This is a genomic window from Nonomuraea sp. 3N208 (genome assembly GCF_052245935.1).
Lineage (GTDB): Bacteria > Actinomycetota > Actinomycetes > Streptosporangiales > Streptosporangiaceae > Nonomuraea.
Genome location: NZ_JBQQBR010000074.1, coordinates 1 through 20,774, shown reverse-complemented (window position 1 = coordinate 20,774; position 20,774 = coordinate 1). Strand labels below are relative to the sequence as shown.

The 20,774-nt window shown below is 69.5% G+C and carries 19 protein-coding genes; 4 read left to right on the top strand and 15 right to left on the bottom strand.

Features of this window, described 5'->3' with window-relative positions; translation table 11 throughout:
• Window positions 1-163: 163 nt before the first annotated feature.
• From ACTWPT_RS56540 to ACTWPT_RS56490, 11 genes are all read right to left on the bottom strand, one after another.
• A complete protein-coding gene (locus tag ACTWPT_RS56540; RefSeq protein ID WP_443185833.1) occupies window positions 164-1,036 on the bottom strand; it encodes a hypothetical protein in 873 nt (290 codons plus the stop codon).
• Window positions 1,037-1,237: 201 nt separating this feature from the next.
• Window positions 1,238-2,095, bottom strand: coding sequence for a hypothetical protein (locus ACTWPT_RS56535; RefSeq protein WP_443185832.1), 858 nt, complete (start codon window positions 2,093-2,095; stop codon window positions 1,238-1,240).
• A 72-nt stretch (window positions 2,096-2,167) separates the two neighbouring features.
• A complete protein-coding gene (locus ACTWPT_RS56530; RefSeq protein ID WP_443185831.1) occupies window positions 2,168-2,911 on the bottom strand; it encodes an SDR family NAD(P)-dependent oxidoreductase in 744 nt (247 codons plus the stop codon).
• A 182-nt stretch (window positions 2,912-3,093) separates the two neighbouring features.
• Window positions 3,094-4,650: a phospholipase D family protein gene (locus ACTWPT_RS56525; protein WP_443185830.1), complete on the bottom strand. Its 1,557-nt coding sequence runs from the start codon at window positions 4,648-4,650 to the stop codon at window positions 3,094-3,096.
• A 10-nt stretch (window positions 4,651-4,660) separates the two neighbouring features.
• Window positions 4,661-5,938, bottom strand: coding sequence for a sensor histidine kinase (locus tag ACTWPT_RS56520; protein ID WP_443185829.1), 1,278 nt, complete (start codon window positions 5,936-5,938; stop codon window positions 4,661-4,663).
• A 35-nt stretch (window positions 5,939-5,973) separates the two neighbouring features.
• Window positions 5,974-6,663, bottom strand: coding sequence for a response regulator transcription factor (locus ACTWPT_RS56515; RefSeq protein ID WP_443185828.1), 690 nt, complete (start codon window positions 6,661-6,663; stop codon window positions 5,974-5,976).
• Between the two features lie 10 nt (window positions 6,664-6,673).
• Entirely contained in the window at window positions 6,674-8,062 is a 1,389-nt protein-coding gene (locus ACTWPT_RS56510) for a cation:proton antiporter (RefSeq protein WP_443185827.1), read from the bottom strand.
• Window positions 8,063-8,076: 14 nt separating this feature from the next.
• Complete coding sequence (locus ACTWPT_RS56505; RefSeq protein WP_443185826.1) at window positions 8,077-9,384, bottom strand: cytochrome P450; 1,308 nt, start codon at window positions 9,382-9,384, stop codon at window positions 8,077-8,079.
• Entirely contained in the window at window positions 9,378-10,418 is a 1,041-nt protein-coding gene (locus tag ACTWPT_RS56500) for an alpha-hydroxy acid oxidase (RefSeq protein WP_443185825.1), read from the bottom strand. Before ACTWPT_RS56500 ends, ACTWPT_RS56505 begins: the two co-directional genes overlap by 7 nt.
• Before the next feature lie 2 nt (window positions 10,419-10,420).
• Window positions 10,421-12,001, bottom strand: a complete 1,581-nt coding sequence (locus tag ACTWPT_RS56495; RefSeq protein WP_443185824.1) for an NAD(P)-binding domain-containing protein — start codon at window positions 11,999-12,001, stop codon at window positions 10,421-10,423.
• A gap of 97 nt (window positions 12,002-12,098) precedes the next feature.
• The gene (locus ACTWPT_RS56490) at window positions 12,099-13,595 is read right to left on the bottom strand and encodes a class I adenylate-forming enzyme family protein (RefSeq protein WP_443185823.1); all 1,497 of its coding nucleotides are present in this window, start codon (window positions 13,593-13,595) and stop codon (window positions 12,099-12,101) included.
• Window positions 13,596-13,684: 89 nt separating this feature from the next.
• Here ACTWPT_RS56490 and ACTWPT_RS56485 point away from each other — a divergent pair, with 89 nt between their 5' ends.
• Window positions 13,685-14,389 (top strand): sulfotransferase family protein, encoded by a 705-nt coding sequence (locus ACTWPT_RS56485; protein WP_443185822.1) that lies wholly within the window; start codon window positions 13,685-13,687, stop codon window positions 14,387-14,389.
• 35 nt (window positions 14,390-14,424) lie between these two features.
• Here ACTWPT_RS56485 and ACTWPT_RS56480 read toward each other — a convergent pair whose 3' ends face one another.
• The 3 genes from ACTWPT_RS56480 to ACTWPT_RS56470 all read right to left on the bottom strand — a co-directional run bounded on the left by ACTWPT_RS56480 (window position 14,425) and on the right by ACTWPT_RS56470 (window position 16,985).
• Entirely contained in the window at window positions 14,425-15,369 is a 945-nt protein-coding gene (locus ACTWPT_RS56480; RefSeq protein WP_443185821.1) for a phosphotransferase enzyme family protein, read from the bottom strand.
• 578 nt (window positions 15,370-15,947) lie between these two features.
• Entirely contained in the window at window positions 15,948-16,400 is a 453-nt protein-coding gene (locus ACTWPT_RS56475) for a hypothetical protein (RefSeq protein ID WP_443185820.1), read from the bottom strand.
• 150 nt (window positions 16,401-16,550) lie between these two features.
• Window positions 16,551-16,985, bottom strand: a complete 435-nt coding sequence (locus ACTWPT_RS56470) for a hypothetical protein (protein WP_443185819.1) — start codon at window positions 16,983-16,985, stop codon at window positions 16,551-16,553.
• A gap of 217 nt (window positions 16,986-17,202) precedes the next feature.
• On the opposite strand from ACTWPT_RS56470, the gene ACTWPT_RS56465 reads away from it, so the two are divergent.
• Together ACTWPT_RS56465 and ACTWPT_RS56460 are read left to right on the top strand one after the other, a co-directional pair.
• Window positions 17,203-17,748, top strand: coding sequence for a winged helix-turn-helix domain-containing protein (locus ACTWPT_RS56465; protein WP_443185818.1), 546 nt, complete (start codon window positions 17,203-17,205; stop codon window positions 17,746-17,748).
• Window positions 17,658-18,257 (top strand): transposase, encoded by a 600-nt coding sequence (locus ACTWPT_RS56460; RefSeq protein ID WP_443185850.1) that lies wholly within the window; start codon window positions 17,658-17,660, stop codon window positions 18,255-18,257. Before ACTWPT_RS56465 ends, ACTWPT_RS56460 begins: the two co-directional genes overlap by 91 nt.
• Window positions 18,258-18,738: 481 nt before the next feature.
• Here the strand turns inward: ACTWPT_RS56460 and ACTWPT_RS56455 are convergent, their stop codons facing one another.
• Entirely contained in the window at window positions 18,739-18,957 is a 219-nt protein-coding gene (locus ACTWPT_RS56455; protein WP_443185849.1) for a creatininase family protein, read from the bottom strand.
• Window positions 18,958-19,065: 108 nt separating this feature from the next.
• Here ACTWPT_RS56455 and ACTWPT_RS56450 point away from each other — a divergent pair, with 108 nt between their 5' ends.
• Window positions 19,066-20,700 (top strand): replication initiator, encoded by a 1,635-nt coding sequence (locus tag ACTWPT_RS56450; protein WP_443185817.1) that lies wholly within the window; start codon window positions 19,066-19,068, stop codon window positions 20,698-20,700.
• Window positions 20,701-20,774: the final 74 nt, after the last annotated feature.

Sequence of the window (20,774 nt, the reverse complement as noted above, 5' to 3'; positions counted from 1 at the left end):
CGGCGGCCGGCTTCGTCTTCCCGTGGCCGCCGAGGGCACCGAGCCTAGGAGAGAGGACTTGCGAAAGGCTTGCAGGGTCAACCGTCCCGGTGTGCGCAACGCAGTGGCGGGCGATGCGCCGTCTCTCGCATCGCCCGCCACGGATTCGGAGGGTGAGTGAGGGTCAGTGCTCCTGAACGCAGGCCTGAACGCCTTGCTTACCCATTGAGAAATAGTGGACGCGCTGCTCAGCGTCACCGTGATGCTCGGGCTCTGACCAGGGATGACTGTCGGCGATTCGGGTGAGAGCCCTGGAGAGCTTCTCTGGATCTCGAGGCTCCCATTCGAGCCGGCCCTCCTTGTACGCTCCGACGAGCGTCGCACCGGCCAGACAGTCCGCCTGCAGCTCGGACCCCTTCCAGACCTGTCCCGGGATGCGTGCCTGGATGGCGTGCCCCCATTCGTGGGCGACCACCAAGTACGGGAACGTGTTTCCCTCCTCGCTCGGGATTCCTCGGATGAAGTCCTTGTCCCAGGCGATGTAGTCGGGCCCGTCGCAGTAGATCGCCTCCCCCGCGCCGAGCGGCTCGTCGCCGCACGTCGGCCGGTCGGGGGAGGTGGGATCGTACGGGCCCAGCACGGTGGGCGGCTTGTATGGACCGGTGAAGTTCTTCGGCCAGTTCCGCACCCAGAACTCGTTCACCACCTGCACCGCGTCCCGCTCGTCCCTCCCCATCTTGATGGACGTTTCCTCGATGGGTGCGGAGGGCGGTTCCTGCCGTTCCCGCGGCTGCGGCGGGATCCTGAAGCCGTACGGCTCCTCCCCGTCGTCCGTTCCGTCACTTACGTCACTGTCGTCCGTGCCGGTCTCCGGCTCATCGGACCGGTCGGCGGGAGCCGGTTCGGCCTGCCCCGTCTCCTCGCCTTCGTGGCTTTCTGCAGGCGCCGTCACCGTGGATTCCGGTTCGGTGGGTTCCTCTGCCAGTGCCGGCGACCCGAAACCGAGAACTGCCAGGAATGCCGGGCCAAGCACCATGAGCCCTTGCTTCTCGCTCATGCCATCTCCTTCTCCCGTGGCCAGGATGCGGCCTTCGCCGTGCGGGGTGCGGAGATCTCCTTTCGAGAGCTGTCCCTCTCATGGTCGCCAGGGCGCTTCGCCGTTGTCGATGACGCTTGACCGGGTCGATCCGCGTCTTTAGGGATGAGCGGATTATCCGGTGTAGGAAGAGCACGATGATTTGACCTCAACCGGTACCGGTCAGGGAGCGAGGGTCTGGCCCGCCTCGATCGCCTCGCGGACGCTTCTGGCCAGAGTCTCCTCCAGCGCGTCCCCGTGGGCGGCCAGGGCGCGCATCCCGTCGGCGTCGTCGGTGTGGGCCAGCAGCGCGCGGTACTTGTCGTTGTTGTCCAGCGCCTCGCGGGCCCGTAGGGCGGCGTCGGCCTCCTGGACGCGGCGGGCGTACCGCTCCAGGCCCTCGACCCTGGCGGTGACGGCGGCGACGGAGCGGTTCAGCGCCTCCTGCTGGGGCTCCAGCACCGCCAGCAGCTCCGCCGTCACCACGCCCTGCCTGGCCCCGTGCTGCTCGTCCTGCAGGTGCGTCTGGGCCCGCAGGAGCATCGCGATCTCCCAGATCTGCCTGGGCAGCAGCACCTCGTTCGCCAGGCCGTCCAGTAGGCGCCGGCGCATGACCTGGGAGGAGTGGACGGTGGTGACGGCCTGCCTGGCGCGTTCCAGCAGGGCCCGCGAGGGCGGGGACAATTCGGACACGGCCACGAACCGTTCGCGTACGCCCGGGTGGTCATGGGCGAGCCTCGGAATGAAGCAATCCAGGACGGCCAGGCGTTCCTCCCCGGTCAGCGCCGGGTCCATGACGAGATCGACCGTGCGCCTGACATGATCCCGCTCCCGGGCGAGCAGGCGTTGCTCCTCGGCGGCCAGCGCCCTGCGACGGAACACGTCGTGCCCGACGACGATGCCGCACAGGATGAGTGGGGCGATCAGCACGGCCATGACCACGTCCGTGGGTTCGGACGACCTGAAGAGGGCGACGCCCGTGACCAGGACCGCGCTGAAGGCGGCGATCGACGCCAGCGCCAAGCCGCAGCCTCTGGCCACACCGTCCCCCTCGAAGCGAGTTCCCGAAGTGCCCTGCTGCCACAATAGCCGCGGATTTCGCGAAGATCACTACTACCGCAGGTATGAAGCCCCGTTCAGGTCGAGGACGGCGCCGCTCGCCCATTCGGCGGCCGGCGAGGCCAGGTACAGGACGGCGGCGGCGATCTCCGCCGGGCGCGCCACCCGCCCGAACGGGCTCTGCGCCCGGATCGCGTCGCCGCGTGGTGCCTTGAGGTGCTCGTTCGTCATGTCGGTCTCGACGAACCCGGGCGCGACGGTGGCGACGGCGATGCCGCGCGGCGCCAGCGCGATGGCCAGGGACTGGCCGAACGCGTTCAGCCCCGCCTTGCTGGCGCCGTAGGCGGGACTGTCGGGCTCGCCGCGGAAGGCGCCGCGCGAGGAGACGTTGATGATCCTGCCGCCGGAGGGCATGTGCTGGAGGGCGCACCAGGTGACGTTGGCGGCGCCGGCGAGGTTGACGTCGAGGGTGCGCCGCCACGCGGCCTGCCACTGCTCGTAGGTCTGCTCGGTGATGGGGTGGTGGAGGAAGATCCCGGCGTTGTTGACGAGGACGTCGATCCGCCCGAGCGCCCCGGCCGCCGCGTCTGTCATGCGCCGCACGTCCTCGGGGTCGGCCAGGTCGGCCTGGACGACGGCGTGGCCCTGTCCGGGCAGCGCGCCGAGCAGGTCGCCGGCCTCGGCGGCCGAGTCCCGGTGGTGGATCGCAACCCGGTCGCCCTGCTCGGCGAACGCCGCCGCGATGGCGCGCCCGATCCCTCTTGACGCGCCGGTGATGAGAACTCCTCGTCCGCTCATCCGCCGCACATTAACCCATTCCTCACATGTCACCACGACCGGGCCGCACTCCGGTGCGGGTCCCTCGGGAAAGGGGCCCACGCCGGTGCAGGTCCTTTGGGGAGGAGAGTTGAGGGGTGCAGGTTGCCGTTGCGGCAGAGCAGCGGCAGAGCAGCGGCAGAGCGTCAGATGCGGGCGGCGGGCTAGAAACGCCCTGAGCGGCGCAGAGATTGGGGGCGGCCGTCCGGGTCGATGGCGAACCGGTACATCGGCAGGGCCAGCAGCCTCTGGAGCCGCGACAGGGTCGGGGCCGGGTGCGGGCGCAGCCGGCCGGGCGGGCGCGGCCCTGTGCGGCCGCGCCGGTGCCAGTCCTCCAGGCGGGACGCGGCACGCGCGAACGCCTCGAAGGCGGCGACCGGATCGCACAACCGGTCGTGTTCGTCCGAGGGCAGATCCAGGTGCTCGGCCATGAGGGTCAGACGCAGGTCACGGGCGAACCGCAGCGCGCCGCCGGGTGGGCGGAGGTCCTCATGCTCGTCCAGGACCGCGCAGCTGAGCTCGGAGTCGTAAGTCCAGGAACGCAGGTTGACGTTGTCGGAGCCGACCTCGGCCCACACGTCGTCCACCACGCACACCTTGGCATGCACGTAGATCGGGGCGCCCGCGTGGTTCTCCAGGTCGTAGACGGCCACCCGGTCGCCGCCGGCCGCGCGCAGCCGCCGCACCGCGTCGGCGCGGCCGATCAGGCTGGCGGGAGCGGCCAGCCAGCCGTCCTGGTCGGGGTGGCGCGGCACGACGACGATCATGCGGAGCCCCGGCTCGCGCTCCAGTGCCCGCGCGAACGGCTCGATCACGTCGGTCGACCACAGGTACTGGTCTTCCAGGTAGATCAGCGAGCGGGCGCGGGCCAGCACCTTGAGGTAGGCGTGGGCGATGCTGCGCTCGCCTTGCGGCGCGAACGGGTAACCGCGGCGCAGCGCCGGGTAGGTGCACAGCAGCTGCACGGTGTGGTGGCCGGCGCGGGGCGGTGGCGGCCCGGGCGCGGGCAGGGCGGGGGCGTCGTCGAGGCGTTCGACGTGGTCGCGCAGGCGGCGCAGCGGATCGCGGGTCTCGGGGGCCGGGTCCTGCCAGCGTTCGCAGAACACCTCCGCCACCTGCGCCACCGCGGGGCCGCTGATGGCGAGCTGGACGTCGTGCCAGGGCGGGCGGGGGCCGTACGCGGCGGGCATCGGGGCGCACTGCGGGTCGCCGGTGTGGCCCGCGTCGTCGCGGCGGCTGTGGCACAGGTCGATGCCGCCGACGAAGGCCACGTCCCGTTCGGGGTCGCGGTCGTGGCGCAGGATGACGAACTTCTGGTGGTGGGAGCCGCCCGGCTTGGTGCGCGTGTCCAGCAGGGCCTGGCCACCGGCGACCTCGATCTCCTCGCCCAGGTGGCGGTTCTCGGCCGAGCTGAAACGCAGCCGGTCCAGGTGGGAGCGCCAGATGAGGCCGCGGACGAGGGCGCCGCGTTCGGCCGCGGCCGTCATCGCCGCGCCCACGGTGGGCCCGTCGGTGGTGAGGCGCTCGTCGGGGTCGCCGCGCCAATCGGCGAACAGCAGCAGGTCGTCCTTGCCCAGCGCCTCCAGGCGGGACTTCAGCTCGGCGAAGTAGGTGGCGCCGTGCACGAGCGGGCGCACGTCGTTGCCGGCCGACCAGGGCTCGAGCCGGGTCGCCTGGTTACCCCGTTCCTCCGCGGTGAGGAACCAGTCCTCGATGCGCATCCGCTTCCGGCTACCCCGGCAGCGGATCCCTACGCGGGCTCCCCGCGGGCTCCGGCTCGGGGCGGGGCGGCGGGCCCGTGGCGTCCGCGGGGAGCCGGACGACGAACACGGCGCCCGCCCCGGGGCGGCCGTCCGCGGTGATGGTGCCGTGGTGACCGTCCACCACCTCTCGTACGAGCGCCAGCCCCAGCCCGTACCCACGGCCCACGAACCGGGTGAACAGTTTCTCGGCGTCGGCGGGATCCAGGCCGGCACCGTCGTCCCTGACCGTCAGCTGGACCACGTCGGCGTCGCTGAAGAGCGTCACCCAGATGTGGCCGCCGGGGCTCGTGTGGCCGAGCGCGTTGTCCAGCAGCGCCGAGACCACCCGCCGGAGCGCGGACTCCACGCCGCGCACGACGTGGTCGCCGGCGCCCTCGCAGCGGACCTCGATGCTCACCCCCCGCGCCTGGGCGCGGGTGTGCTCGGCCTCGGCCAGCTCCGCGGCCAGCGCGGCCAGGTCCACCGGCACGAACGGCCGGCGCAGCTGCTTGTACTGGGCCGACCTCAGCAGGTCCTCGACCACCTCGCCGAGCTGCCTGCTGCCGGTCACGAGCTGATCCACCTCGTCGATGAGCAGGATGGGGTCCGTGCCGCCGCGCATCCTGCGGGCCAGGAGCTGGGCGCGGGTGCTGAGCCGGGTGAGCGGGGTGCGCAGCTCGTGGCTGACGTCGGCGGCGAAGCGCCGCTGCCGGGCCAGGGCCTCGCCGAACGGGGCGATCGCGCGGCGGGAGATGACCTGGCCGACGAGCAGGGCGGCCAGCAGGCCGGCGATCTCGGCGGCGGCGAGCGTGCGCAGCAGCCTGGTGCGTTCCGCGGCCTGGTAACGCAGGTCCATCACGGCCTGGACGACGGCGTCGCCGCGGCGCTGGGTGCGGATCAGGTAGGTGTGTCCTGCCACCTCGGCCTGCGTGACCCGGGGCTCGCCGCCGCGGCCGACCCGGTCCAGCTCCGCCTGCACCGGCAGTGCCGCCGGGGCGCCCGGCGAGGCGCGCACGGCGCCGCCGCGCTGCTCGTACAACCACACGCAGGGCGGCGGCTGGGCGACGTCGGTGCGCTGGGCGGCGGCTGACAGCTCGCGTCGCGTGGAGGTGCTCTGCTCGTGGACCATGAAGCACAGGACGAGCACGCCGACCAGCGCGAGCACGACCGAGATCGCGCCCGCGACCTGAACGGTGAGCCTCCGCCTCGCGTGGGTCAGCAGCCGCCGCTCCGGCTCCGTGTCTTGCTCGCACGCGACGTCGATCATGGACTGCCCGCGCTTCGGGTGCCGCCGCCGACCGATCACAGCTCACCCAGGCGATATCCCACGCCGCGCACGGTGCACACGACTCCCTGCCCGAGCTTGTTGCGCAGGTAGTAGACGTAGGTGTCCACGATCGATTCCTTCTGGGCGCCGTCGAAGACCCGCTGCCGCAGCGACCGGCGGGTGTGCACCTGCCGCGGCCGGGTGGCCAGGGCGCTCAGCAGCCGGCACTCCTGCCCGGACAGCGTCACCTGCTCCCCACTCGGCAGCCGTACGAGGTGCGCCTCGGAGTCCAGCCAGCCTGCGCCGAGCGGCAGCAGGCTGGCCTGGTCGAGGTTCCTGCGGTGCAGGGCCCGCACCCGGGCCAGCAGCTCCTCCACGTCGAACGGCTTGACGAGGTAGTCCTCGGCGCCCGCGTCGAGCCCGGCGACCCGGTCGGCGACCGTGCCGAAGGCGGTGAGCACGAGCACGGGCGTGGTCACCGCCTGCCTGCGCAGCCGCCGCAGCAGGTCGATCCCGTCCAGGGCGGGCAGGCCGCGGTCGACGATCAGCACGTCGTAGCCGCGGCTCAGGCCCAGGTGCAGTCCCCGCTGCCCCTCCAATGCCAGGTCGACCGTGTATCCCTGCTCGGTGAACAGGTCGACCAGCATGTGCCCCAGTTCGCGGTCATCTTCGATCAGCAGCAGCCGACGGGAGGGTGGATCGGCCGTGCCCGATGTCCCAGCCACCTGACCACGTTTACACCATGGTCGTGGAATTACCAGGTCCACTCTGTTCGGAAACCGGGACAGCGGTGCTGACCTGCGAGGCAATTTCGGATTGGACCGGACGGACGGCGTTTTCCGCGAAAGGTTCAAGCGTCCGCTCGAGGCGATCCGGCAGCGCCAGCTTGTAGAGGGGCAGGGCGGCGGCGGTGGTGAGCACGGCCACGAGCACGAGCATGGCGAACAACTCCTGCGTGATCATGCCTTGGGCCAGGCCGATGTTGATGAAGATGAGGATCATCAGGCCGCGGGCGTTCATGAGCCCGCCGACCGCGTACGACTCCCGCCGGCCGAATCCGATCGCCCGCATCGCCAGTGCGCAGCCGAAGAACTTGCCGCAGAACCCGGCTGCGAGGATCAGCCCGAACGCCAGCAGCATCGTGCCGCCGGCGATGCCGCCGAGGTGGGTGTTGAGCCCGGAGAAGGTGAAGAAGGTCGGCAGCAGCAGCGTGGAGACGACCTCCATCATGCGGCCGTGCAGCACCTGGCGGAAGGCCGGGTCGCGGGGCATGGCCAGGCCCGCGAAGAAGCCGCCGAACACCGCGTACACGCCGATCCAGTCGGTCAGCCAGCCGGCCGTCAGCGGGATGATGATGACGGCGTACATGGCGGTGGGGCCGAGCCGGCCGGTGCGGGCCACGGTCCTGCCCATGGGCCGCAGCAGGGGGGCGACGACCTTGAGCATGACGACGGCGAACAATGCGGTCAGCGCGATGGTGGGCAGCGCTCCCGAGGCTCCGGTGCCGAGGTGCACGGCGGACAGGACGGCCAGGATGCACCAGGCCAGAGCGTCGTCGATGGAGGCCGCCAGCAGGGTGAGCCGGCCGATCGGGGAGTTCTCCAGGCCGCGCTCGTACAGGATCCTGGCCAGCATGGGGAACGCGGTCAGCGACAGCGCGCCGCCGACGAACAGGGCGAACTGCCACGGGCTGACGTCGGGGCGCGAGAGCGTGTCGTAGAGGAGCAGCCCCACGCCGGCGCCGAGCACCAGCGACGGCAGGATCCCCGAGGCGGCAAGCACGCCTGCCTTGCGTACCTCTCCTGGCGTGCGGGCGCTGTGGTCGAGGCCCGCGCCGACCAGGAACATGTAGAGGGTCAGGCCGATGGTGCTCAGCACGTACAGGACGGGCCGCACCTCGGGCGGGAACACGGCGGCCTGGGCCTCGGGGAACAGCCAGCCGAACAGGGTGGGCCCGAGCAGCACGCCGGCGACCATCTCGCCGAGCACACGCGGCTGCATCACCATGAGCGCCAACCGGCCGCAGACAGCCGAGGTGATCAGGATGACGACGAGGGCGGGCAGGACCTTGAGCACCAGGGCGAGGTTCGAGTCGGGTGCCGTCACCAGGGCCAGAAGGGGCATACCGGTTTCTCCGCTCAACGGTCGAGGAAATAGTGCTTGCAGAGGCGCCGCCTGCGCGCGTCCCACACCATGTACGTGCCGAGGACGAGCTGGACCAGGCTGCGCCAGACGTCCTCCCAGCGGTCGCGCAGGCGCATCCAGGCCAGCACGACGGGGGCGGGTTCGGCAGTGTTCAGCGGGGTGAGCAGGCACGGTCCCCGGTTGGGCAGGGACCGGGTGTGGGAGGCGGACGAAGCGAGGGCGTACCCGCGCAGGACCTCCCGGGTGGCGGCGCGCATCATGATGGGCGCCAGCCGCCACGCGGGGCAGGGGCGGTTGGCGGCGACGCCGAACGGGATGTGGTTGAGCTCCTTGGCGGGTTTCTCGAAACGGCCAGGGTCGAAGCGATCCGGGTCCGTGAAGCCGGCGCGGTGGAACGCCGGGTAGTTGAAGCAGAGCACCGACCCGGCCGGGATCGTGGTGCGTTCGCCGAGCTCGATGTCGCCGGTGGTGATGCGGTGAGCGATGCCGAAGAGCGGGTAGAGCCGCATGGTCTCGGTGATCACGTGGTCCAGGTAGCGGGCGTCGGCGTGCCGGGCCCGCTCCTGGACGCCCTGGTGCTGGGCGAGGACCATCAGCACGTGGGCCATGGCCTCCGACATCTGCACGACGGCGGTGTTGAAGAACGTGCCCTGCAGATAGAAGGCCTGCTCTTGCGGTGACAGGTCGGCCGGCAGCGGGACGCGGACGCGGGAGAGCCGCCCGAGCAGATAGCGGGTGAGGCGGTGGCGGCGCTCCATATGGCGCAGGCCACAGCACTTGAGCGCGGTGACGACGTCGTCGGCGTTGCCGACGATCAGGTCCCTGGCCTCGCGCGGGCACGGCTCGGCGAAGACCAGCTCATAGGAGAACTCCGCCCAGATCGGCATCATCAGATCCCGCAGCCGCACCTCGCCCCGGACGCCGTCCAGTGCGCGGACGGTGCAGCGGCGGGCGAGCTCCTCGGCCTCGGCACGCGGCACCGCGAGCAGGCCGCGGGTGGTCCTGGCCACGGCTTCGTACCGCTCCCCCGCCTCCAGGTGCTCCTGGTGCATCTCGGGACCGGGCGACAGCCAATACCAGAACAGGTCCGACAACGCCGCCCCCTTGCTGCGCCCGCCGGCCGCCGGGTGCGCGTAGACCTCCTTGAACCGGTCGATGCCCACCAGGTCGCCGGGCACGGGGATGTCCCCGTCGCCGTTGATCCGGTTGAAGACCCGCACGCGCAGGGCCACGACGCGGCCGGGCAGCCACCACGGCAGGCTCGCCACCAGCGCGACGGCGATCAGCGCGATGATCAACATGGCCGCACCATGCCCGCGTCGAGCTCGTGGACCGACGCGCGGCCGCACAGGGCGAGCGCGTGCTCGATCTCCGCGCGGAGCAGGCCGAGCACCCGCGACACCCCGCGTTCCCCGTCCGCCGCGAGACCCCAGAGGACCGGCCGGCCGACCGCGACGGCGGCGGCGCCCAGAGCCAGGGCCTTGAGCACGTCGGTGCCGCGCCGCACGCCGCCGTCCAGCAGGACGGGCACGGCGCCACCGACGGCCGCGACGACGTCCGGCAGCAGGTCGATCGTGGCGGGGACGGTGTCGAGCTGGCGCCCGCCGTGGTTCGACACCATGATCGCCGAGGTGCCGTGGTCGAGCGCGAGGCGGGCGTCGGCCGGGTGCGTGATGCCCTTCAGCACGATCGGCAGCGACGTCATCTCCCTGAGCCGGTCGAGGTGCTCCCACGACAGCTCGGGCGTCATGACGACCGGCCGCACCCGGTCCCCGTCCCGCAAATTCTCGCAGCACAAGTGCTCGGGCAGGTCGTGGAAGCCGTTGCGCAGGTCGCGCTCGCGCCGCCCGAGCACGGGCGAGTCCACGGTGACGACCAGTGCCTTGCAACCGGCCGCCGCGGCACGCCGCACGATCTTCTCGGTGAAGGCCAGGTCGGGCTGGATGTACAGCTGGAACCAGAGCTCGGCTCCCGGCGCCGCGGCCGCCACGTCCTCGATGGCCACGGTCGCGGCCATGCTGACGATCATGATGGTCTCGGCGGCGGCGACCGCCCTTGCCGTGGCCCGCTCGCCCGCGGGGTCGGCGAGCCGGTGGAACGCGGTGGGCGCCACCAGCACCGGCATGGCCGCGCGGCTGCCCAGCAGGGTGACGTCGGTCTGGAGCTTGGCGGCGCCGCGCAGCACCCGCGGCACCAGTCCGAGCCGGGCGAACGCGGCCTCGTTGGCCCGCACCGTGGCCTCGTCCCCAGCGCCGCCGGCGAAGTAGTCGTAGTGCGCGGGTTCGAGCCGGGCACGGGCCTCGGCCTCGAACCCGCGCAGGGTCCTGTGGTCCATGATCAGACCGGTACGGAGGCGATCTGGCGGGCGAAGAAGGCCCGGAGCGGCTCGACGTGGACCTCCTCGGAAGTCCACTCGTTCTCCAGGTTCTCCGTGATGTGGTGGGTCACCGGCGGCTGTCCCGGTCGGTGGTGCCGCACCACCGGGTGCAGGTAGTGACCCTCGTGGGCGCGGGCCACGTCGCTCTGGCTGATGCGGGACACCTCGATGTCGAACGGGTCCACCTTGTCGTGGTCGGGGCCGTACTCCAGGGTGATCGCGAAGTGGCCGCGGTCGCCGATCGGCGGGCCCTGCAGGTCGTACGGCAGCTCCTCCAGGTAACGGGCGGTGCCGTCGCCACGAGGTCCGTCCAGCACGATCACGTCGGCCAGCAGCCCGAACTGCTGCCACAACGCCGAGGTGCGGTTGACGCGGTCGATGACGGCCGCCGCGAGCGGCCCCGGCTCGGCCGCGATGATCCTGGCGGGCCATGGGACGCCGTGGTAGCGGGACTCCAGGATGCGGTGCAGCGCGCGTGTGCCGTACCTGAAGCCGTGGATGAAGCCGCTGGTGCCGCGTTTGAAGTCGCGTGACTGGGTGATCGTGCCGGCGAAGTACAGGCCGGGCACGTTGACGGACTCGTAGGCGGGGGTGAGCGCGGGGAACCTGTCGTCGATCACCAGCTCGGGCCGGCAGTCGTCGGCGAAGATCGAGGCGTCGAAGCGGAAGCCGGTGCAGACGATCACCCGGTCGTACGGGATGTCCTTGGTGACCTCGTCGACCCGGGCGAAGGCCACCGTGACCAGGTACGAGCCGTCGGGATTGCGCTCGATGTTCCTGACGTCGCCGTCGAGCAGCGCGTTCTGGGACTTGAGCTGGTAGGTGTCGAGGAGGCCGTTGTTGACCGCGCGCAGGTGGCCGACGTAATGGGTGCGCCAGGCCATGCGGAGGGAGTGAGGGCCGGCGACGTGGATGACCGCGGCGGTCTCGACGAGGTTGTCGGCCGTCTCGAACGCCGAGTTGCCCTTGCCGATGATGAGCACCCGCTGGTTGACGTAGTCGGCCGGGTCGGTGGAGGCGGTGCCGTACAGGTCGGCGGTCTCGACACCAGGGATGGGCGGGATGTTGGGGCGGGTGACGCCGGTCGCGACGATCAGCCGTCGCGCCTCGTGCCTGCGCCCCTGCTCGTCGGTCGCCACGAAAGGACCGCGCTGATCATTGGGCCGCTCGACGCGGGCCACGCGGGCGTCGTACGAGATCCGCAGCCCGGTGCGCTCGGCGAAGTCGGCGAGGTAGCGAACCAGGTCGTCGGCGTGCGGGAAGTACCGGTCGCTGTAGCGGGTGAACAGCAGGCCCGGATCGTCCGACAGCAACGAGTTCCAATCCATCCGGAGATTGAGCTCGGGGTCGTCCCAGCCGGTGTGCTTCTTGTTGATCGAGATGAGCGTGCGATGGCGCGGGAAGGTCCGGAAGAACTGGCCCGGCGCCGGACCCGCCTCGAGGATCCGGTACGAGTGACCCGCTTGGTGCAGGGAGTACCCCAGCTGCAGGCCCGCCGGGCCGGCGCCGATCACCAGGTAGTCCAGGGCGTTGTCCGGCACTGACGCCTCCACTCACGGAAATGTGGTTGAAAGGACAACATCAGTGTGGGCGGGCAATTCTCAGAGATTCCTCAGAGGAACCGGTCTCAGAGATTGCTCAGAGGAACCGGGCCAGCAGGGCGCGCTTGTCCGGCTTTCCGCTGGCGGCGACGGGCACGCCCGGCACCATCGTGATCGTCTTGGGCACGCCGTCCTCGCCGAGCTCGGCCCTGACCAGCGCGGACAGGGCGGCCGGGTCGGGCACGCGGCCGGGCGACGGGACGACGAACGCGTGCACGGCCTCGCCGGTGTCCTCGTCGGGAGCGCCGGCCACGTACGCCTCGTCCACATCGGGGTGGGCGGTCAGAGCGCGCTCGATCGGGCCCGCGTACACCACCATCGCGTTGACCATGATCGCGTCGCGGGTGCGCCCGGCCAGGTGCAGGAAGCCGCCGTCGTCCACGTGACCGAGGTCGCGGGTGTTCAGCCAGCCGTCCCGCAACGTGTCGCGGGTCTCCTCCTCATCGCCCCAGTAGCCGGACATCACGTACGGGCTGCGTACGTGGATCTCGCCGGTCTCCCCCGGCGGCAGCTCCCAGCCGTCCTCGTCGCGCACGCTGATCTCGACCCCGGGATGCGGCCGGCCCACCGAGTCCAGCCCGCGCCCGGCGGCGATGTGCTCGGGCGTGAGCATGGCGAGGTTGCCTGCCTCGGTCTGCCCGTAGCCCTGGTAGACGACGGGACCGAGCCGTTCGGCCGCCGCGGCCAGCCGCTTGGCGCTGATCGGCGAGCCGGACACCATGAGCGCCCGCAGGCTGCCGACGTCCGCCGGCTGTTCGTCCAGCAGGCGCAGCATCTGGAACAACCGCGGCACGGTGATGATGGAGCCGGTGATGCGGTGACGCTCGATCGCGTACGGGAACAGCGGCCGCCCGTCCTCCTCCGGGATCACCGCCGTGCCGCCGCCCAGCAGGCACGGCGCGACGAACTCCAGCACGACCATGCTGGCGAGCGTGCCGAACAGCAGATAACGCTCGAAATCCCGGGCGAGGGCGGCCGCGACCGGCCCCCAGGCACGCGGCTGCCAGGCCCAGTGCTCGCTCAGCGCCCGGTAGGTGATCGCGCAGCCCTTGGGCCGCCCGGTGCTGCCGCTGGTGAACACCAGCGCGGCCACGTCGCCAGGCCGGGCCTGCACGGCGAGCGGGCGGCCGTCGTCGGGGTGCGCGAGCAGGTCGACCGCCTCCGCGCACGGGCCCAGCGACAGCGCGGGCTTGGCGAACAGCTCGGGCGCCGCGGTGGCCGGGTCCACGAGCACCATGTCCACGTCCATGCCGAGCACGTGGGCGAGCTGGCCGGGGGCGTACCCGGGGCGGATGCCCACGACGCGGCAGCCGAGCGCGTGCGCGGCCATGTGGGCGGCGAACGCCTCGGGCGTGACGGCGGTGCGCACGGCCACCGCCCGGCCGGGGCCCAGCCCCGCGTCGGCCAGCGCGCCCGCCAGCCGCCGGATGAGGTCCAGCAGCTCGCCTCGCGAGACGGTGCGGCCGGCGTGCTCGAAGGCGGGGGCGCCGGGTGCGGCGCGCAGCGCGTCGAACAGGGAGTGCGGGAAGAGCATGGCCGGCTCCTCTGGGCATCCGGGACGTGTCGTCGTAGAACTGAACTCACGGTAGAGGGCGCGGATCAGAGGCGCATCGGAGATGCGATATGCGGGAGGACTCCGTGAAGGTGATCGGCGCGGGTTTCGGCCGGACGGGGACGCGGTCGCTGAAGGCGGCACTCGAGCTGCTGGGGTACGGCCCCTGCTACCACATGGCGTCGGTCATCGCCGAGCCGTACCGGGTGCGGCAATGGCTCGACGTCGGCGAGGGGCGGTCACGGGACTGGGAGGAGGTGTTCCGCGGCTTCCAGTCGGCGGTGGACTGGCCGGCCTCGGCGTACTGGCGCGAGCTGGCCGCGCACTACCCGGACGCCAAGGTCGTCCTGACCGTGCGCGACCCCGGCCGCTGGTACGACAGCGTCAGGGAGACCATCTTCCGCAGCGCCCTGGCGGAGCAGCAGCGACTGCCCTTGCGCCGCCGGGTGGTGCGCCGGCTGATCGCGTGGCGGGCCCCTGACTTCGCGCTCTACCCGCGTATGGCCAGGTCCACCGTCATCGACCGGATCTTCGAAGGGCGCGTCGACGACCGCGACCACGTGCTCGGCGTCTACGAACGACACACGGCCGAGGTCAAGGCCGCGATCCCGGCTGAGCGGCTGCTGGTGTTCGATGTGCGGGACGGGTGGGAGCCGCTGTGCGCGTTCCTCGGCGTGCCCGTGCCCGCGGAGCCGTTCCCGCAGGTGAACGAGCGGGCGGCGTGGGCGGCCAAGAGGCCGCGCCGGCAGCTGAGCCTGATCCTGCGCGGCCGCTAGCCGCTCCGCCGGAGCCCTGCAGGGATATGCCCGGCTCAGAGCGCAGCCAGGATGGCATCGACCCTCGCCGGCGTCAGCGGCCGATCGAGCATCGTGCGCAGCCGGGCGCGAGCCCTGGCCCTGTTCTCCCCGGACTCCCCCGACTTCTCCGACTTCTCCGACTTCTCCGGGGCCAGGGCACGCTTGGCGTAGAACTCCAGCAGATGTCCCTGAACCACGATCGCCATCGAGAAGTCGGCCGGCTCGGACACCGTCGCAGGCCCGCCCGCCTCCCGGTAGGCCCGATAGGCCGCGGCCGCATCCTCCAGAGACAGATCGACCAGGATTCCCGCCAGCTCCCACGCCGGGCGCGCCGGACCGCAGTTCTCCCAGTCCAGCACGACCACCCCGCCGTCGGCCGCCCGGAGCACGTTCTCCACGTTGACGTCGCGATGGCAGGTGGTGACCAGGGAGCCTGAGCCGGGCGGGATCACCAGGGCGTCCAGCGCGACGAGCTCGGGAAGCACCCGCTCCAGCGCCGGCGCCCACTCACCTCCGGCCGCCGCCAGCTGCTCCCACCCGGCACGACCGACAGGCTCGCAGAACCACGAAACCACCGGCCCCGACGCCGGGTGCCCCACCCGATGCAGCCCGGCCGTCACGGCGCCGAGCTCGGCCCCCGTCACCACCTCGCCCGGCACGAGGTCGACCCATTCGTACACCCGCCACCGCCCGTCGAGCAGCACATGGCCCTCCGCCGTCGTGACAGGCCGCGGCAGGCGCACTCCGGTCTTCCCGGCGGCCAGCTGGAAGGCGGCGTCCGCCCGCGCGGCGCTCTCCTCCGCGGGCACGAGCAGCTCCTTCACAGCCCACGAACCACGCGCCGTCTCCAGCCGCCAGATCCTGCCGAGCTCGCCACGCGCCGCGTACACGGCCGGCCCGAGCGGCTCCCCCAGTCCGTACGCCCGCGCCACCGCCCGCATCGTCTCGCTCGCGTCCATCCTGTCTTCTTACCTCACGGATTCGCCGCCATTGTGTCCGCGGCGCGCGACGCTCGGCCGTACCCACGTGCGGTCGCATGCGCCCACTTGGGCATCCCGCTGGCTGCACCATTGTCGCGTCTGGACAAATCAGCGGCTTCTGGGCCATGCCTCTCGATCGCCACCCCTTGGTCCTGGCACGGTCGGGCACTTCGAGACCATGGGCGGGAAGTAACTCGGAAGATCAAAAGGGCCGCTTCCCGTGTCGGAAAGCGGCCTTGACCGTGGTGGGCGATACTGGGATCGAACCAGTGACCTCTTCGGTGTGAGCAGGCATATCGATTAGGTGATCAGGCGTTTGAGCTGGTAAGGCCGTGATCATAGTGCACCGATGTGCATGATCAGACCTCGATAAGCGCTCCGGGTGTCACGCAGTTTGTCACTCGCTTCCGCGATGGGACTCGAACCAGACTCTCGCCGTCTTGATCAGTTCACACCGATTCAGAGGCGATGTCGGTTGGTCGAGAGAGTTCAGACCGGTTCAGGTCAGTGCACTTGATGTGGCTCCCGGCTTGGCTCCCCTTCGGATATTCAGCCCATCACGGCCGCGGAGAGGTGTAGGAGGCAGAACCGACACGATTTCCGGTGCTTGACTGGATGACATCGGCGCGATAACTGCATTGATAACCTTGTGCGCGGACGGCCTTCGTGTAGGTCGTGCGGTTGATGTCCTTGGTAGTCGAACCTGGACTGTCGCAGCTCCCGCCGGTCACGACGAACTTCAGGTAATAGTCGCTGTTGTACTTCGACGCTGGGGACGAGACCCGCCCCCAGTAGTACACATAATGGTTGTAGATACCGCGACGAATCTGGATCTGGCCGCCACCGCTCAAGTTATACGAGCTCCCCATGGTGGCCACATTCCCTGCCTTGATGGGTGGATCGCTGTAAAAGGTAAGGGCGCTTGCGGGCGGCGCGGTTGCTAGGCCGATGGTCGTCACTGCCATTGCGATGACACTTACACGCATGGTGCGGCGTGCGACCTTTTGCATTACCACTCCTTTGATTACGGATCAAGGCATCCTTGACTTTACTGAGACGCGGTATGTTGTCGGTATGTTGTGGGCGCAGATCGCGCGGGTCGGACATCCAGCCAATCGCGGCTACTGAGTAACGCATGATCGTCCGGGATACGTTGTAGATCAGGACGAGTAGGAGGCAAAACCAATACGCTTTCCGGTACTTGACTGGATTACCTCGGTTTGATAATAGCAGTTACCTTGTACGCGGACGGCCTTTGTGTAGGTCGTGCGGTTGATGTCCTTGGTAGTCGAACCCGGATTGGCACACCTACGGCCGAGGACATTGAATGTCAGGTGATAGTCGCTGTTGTACTTCGACGCTGGGGACGAGATCCGCCCCCAGTAGTATGCGTAATTGCCGTAGTTACCGCGACGAACCTGGATCTGGCCACCGTCCAAGGTATTATACGTCATAGTGACCACATTCGTAGCCTTGGTGGGCGGATCGCTGTACCAGGTAAGGGCATTTGCGGGCAGCGCGTTTGCTAGGCCGATGGTCGTGGCTGCCATCGCAATGACACCTACACGCATGGTGCGCCGCGTGATCTTTTGCATTGCCACTCCTTTAATTGCTGATCAAGGTGCCCTTGACTTTACTGAGGCGCGGTATTTCGTCGGTATGTTGTGGGTGCAGATCGCTCGGATCGTCCCTCAGGATGTTCGTGTCTGCCCGTCTGCCGTCGTCCCACCCACGGGGGTACAGAGACAGAAAGTCTGAGGTAACGCGGCGTGGTTGCGTGCTTACGGCGGGGTTCGGGAGTATGCCGGTGGGATGCGTTATCCGGATGGTGGTGGTCTGACTCCGGCGGCGCGAGCCAAGCGTGAACAGGTGCACTTGGAGGCCGCCGGGTTATTCGCCGCGGGCATGTCGCCGCCTCAGGTGGCCAGGAAGCTGCGGGTCTCACGCAAGTCGGCTTATGTCTGGCACAAGGCCTGGCGCACGGCAGGGGCCGAGGCGCTGGAGTCGAAAGGGCCAGGTGGGCAGCGCCGCCGGCTCAGCGATGCGCAGGTGGAGCGGTTGGAGGCCGCGTTGGACGCTGGTCCGGCCGTTTGGGGGTGGACCGAGGATCAGCGGTGGACTCTGGCGCGGGTCACCGCCCTGGTCGGCAGGTTGTTCCACGTCTCCTACACCCCGCGCGGGATCTCCTACCTCCTGCATCGGCTGGGCTGGAGCCCGCAGGTCCCCCAGCGCCGCGCCGCCGAGCGCGACGAAGAGGCGATCGCCACCTGGGTGAAGGAGACCTGGCCGCTCGTGGAACAACGGCGCGGGATCAGGACGCATGGATCTGCTTCGAAGATGAAGCAGGCCAGTCGCTGAGGCCGCCCAAGGCCCGTACCTGGTCCCGCCGTGGATGTACCCCGACCGTCACCGTCTCCGGCAGGGGCTCCGGGCGCGTCAACCTGGCCGGTCTGGTCTGCCTCAAGCCGGGGCAGCGGACCCGGCTGGTCTACCGCATGATGATCTACCGGCGTCGTAAGAACGAACGCAAAGGGTTCACCGAGACCGATTACGCTCGCCTGCTGGACGCCGCCCACCAGCAGCTCGGCGGGCCCATCGTGCTGATCTGGGACAACGTCAACACCCACGTCGACACCCTGATGCGCAGCCTGATCGACACGCGCCCGTGGCTGACGGTGTTCTACCTGCCGACCTACGCGCCCGAACTCAACCCCGTGGAGACCGTGTGGTCCCACCTCAAACGCGGCCTGGGCAACCTGGCCCCCTGCACGCTCGACGACCTCGCTGCGGTCATCCGCGCAGCCGACTCAAGCAGATGCAGTACCGCCCCGACCTCCTGGACGCCTTCCTGGCACACACTGGCCTGATCACAAACCCGAGATCGACATGACACCCCAAACTTTCAACCTCTTTTAGCGGGCCAGCCGCGGGGCTGCCCGGTCGCGCGCCCGGTGTCACGGTTGTGATGGAGCGGAGGCGGCCCCGCGGCTGGTCTGCTAGGGCTTGTCCTGGGGCGACGGCAGACGGGCAGACCCTCTTCCACGCCGACCCAGTACGGCGAGCAAGATCACGCTACCCCGCCCGGAGCCGGAGGCCCCCGCCGGAGGCACGCAGCGAGGCCAGGCCCCCATGACTGGCTGCGCGTGCGCTTCACGAGCTCGACCCCGTGAGCAGAGCACCGCGCACCCAAAGCGGCCCTGTCCTCGTCCGCGCCAGCCGACCGGCGTTTCGTGCGGGCCGGTCACAGAGCCTCGAGCGGCGTGAGCCGGCCCGCGCCAAGTCGGCGGCGCGTGCGGCCTGTCAGGGCCGCTTTAAGTTTGTAGAGAAAGTTCTCACACGTCACACACGTCACATGACCACATCGAGACTCCGGAGGCAGGAACGGAATGCCTTGCCGAGGTGGTCAAGGACGGATCGGCCTTTTTCAGCGGTGGCCAGCGAGGACCGACCAATGACACCCGTTTTGGTGTATGCCTCCATGCCGACTGTAAGAAGATCCTTGCGATCGTCCGCTATGTGATCGACAGTGTCGTAGCCTTCTCGCACCAACTCGGGATTAGTCGCCAGGAGATGGAAACCTCAAGTTCACCTGCGTGCATGTCCTCGTGACTGCTGGTTTCCATATTGGCCTTATCGCGTGCTGCCTTCCAGTCGGTGTTGGTTGGAAAGAGCGCCATGCATCGTCCCGAAGGAACCGGCGAATGGTTCGGCTGGGCCAACGCCGTCATCTCCGAACTCACCGCCACCGCCTCCGGCCTGGAAGTCCGACGCCGCAAGCGCAACGGCCAACGCACCGTCTACCCGACGATCGTTCTCATCGCCTCGGCCATCCTGTCCGTCGCGGCACAGATCGCCGTCGCCAAACCCCACCCCACCGGACGGCTGATCGCCGCCATCCCCGCACTGGCCTTCCTCGCCCTCACCAAGCTGGTGCTCTCACGCACCCCCACCACCGAACCGGCGACACCCCAACCGGCCACCGCACCCGAACCTGACCCGGAAACCACGCCCCAACCTGCGGTAACGCCCCTCGGCCACGAGCGCCAGGACCACGAGCACACCGACCACCGCACCCTCCAGGAGCGATCCCCGGCCCTGCCGGTCCTGCATCTACCCACTCCCGCTCTGGAGGGACAGCACTTACCCATGTTCACCAAGCTCGACATCGCTTCGGCGCTGGCTCTCACCCCCGGGACCGCTTCCCTGGTCCCGGGCGTGGGGGCGAACACCGAACCCCACCTGTTCAGCCCTTTTGCGCACGAGCCTAGTCAGTACATCCGGACCGCCCTGGAACGCGCCGCACGTCCCGACTACCCCGCCTGGCTCCGCCATGTCGAATCAGCCGCCAGCTGTACGCAGCCGATCCGTCTCCACGGCAACCTGGCCACCGTCGATGCTCGGACCGGTGAGATCCTCGCCCACCGGCACACCTCGACCTTGCCGGACGGCGTCATCTACAAAGCCTGCGGCAACCGACGCCGCACCGTCTCCCCCGCCTGCGCCACCACCTGCCAACACGACGCCTACCACCTGGTACGCGCCGGACTCGTCGGCGGCAACACCATCCCCGACAGCGTCTGCACCCACCCGGCCGTCTTCGCCACCCTCACCATCGGATACACCCCGGCAGGCAAGCGCATCACCAGGAAGGCTGCCGGACGTACCAAGACCGAAGCAAAAGCAAAGCTCAAGGAAGCCATCCGGGACCTCGACGACGGACTCACGCCAGCCGCGGGTCACGACACCGTCGCCAATGCCGTACCCGATTGGCTGACCTTCGGGCTATCGGGCCGTGATCCTAAGACGATCGAGACCAAGCGAATCCTCGCCGAGACACACATCACCCCGCAGCTAGGAGCCCGAAAGCTCCGTGAACTGTCGGCCGACGATGTAGATCGATGGCTTGCCGAGCGTGCGAAACACGTCTCCACACGGCCCCTGCAAGAGCTGCGCTCCATCCTCAAACGGGCGATCACCAGAGCACAAGCCCGCGACAAGGTCAAACGAAATGTTGTTCTGCTCTGCGAGCTGCCGAAGGGAAAACCGGGACGCCCGTCCAAATCGCTGACATTCACGCAGGCCGAAGCGGTGCTCACAGGGGCTGAGCATGCGCGGCCCTGGCTCTGGGCATACGTGGCGCTGTTGCTCCTCACAGGTGCTCGAACGGAAGAGCTACGTGAGCTCGCCTGGTCGCACGTCGTCGCCTATGACAAAGAGCGTCAGGAGTGGCGATCAGTGATCGAGGTCGGCTGGGAGCCAGGGCCACGGCGAGGTATCGGTAACAGCCTGAGCGTCCCTTTCGTGGCGTGACTGTTCGGGGGCTGTAAGAGGGGTCTGGAGACTCGTCTGAGGACGAGAACAGGCACGACCTTCGAGATCATGAG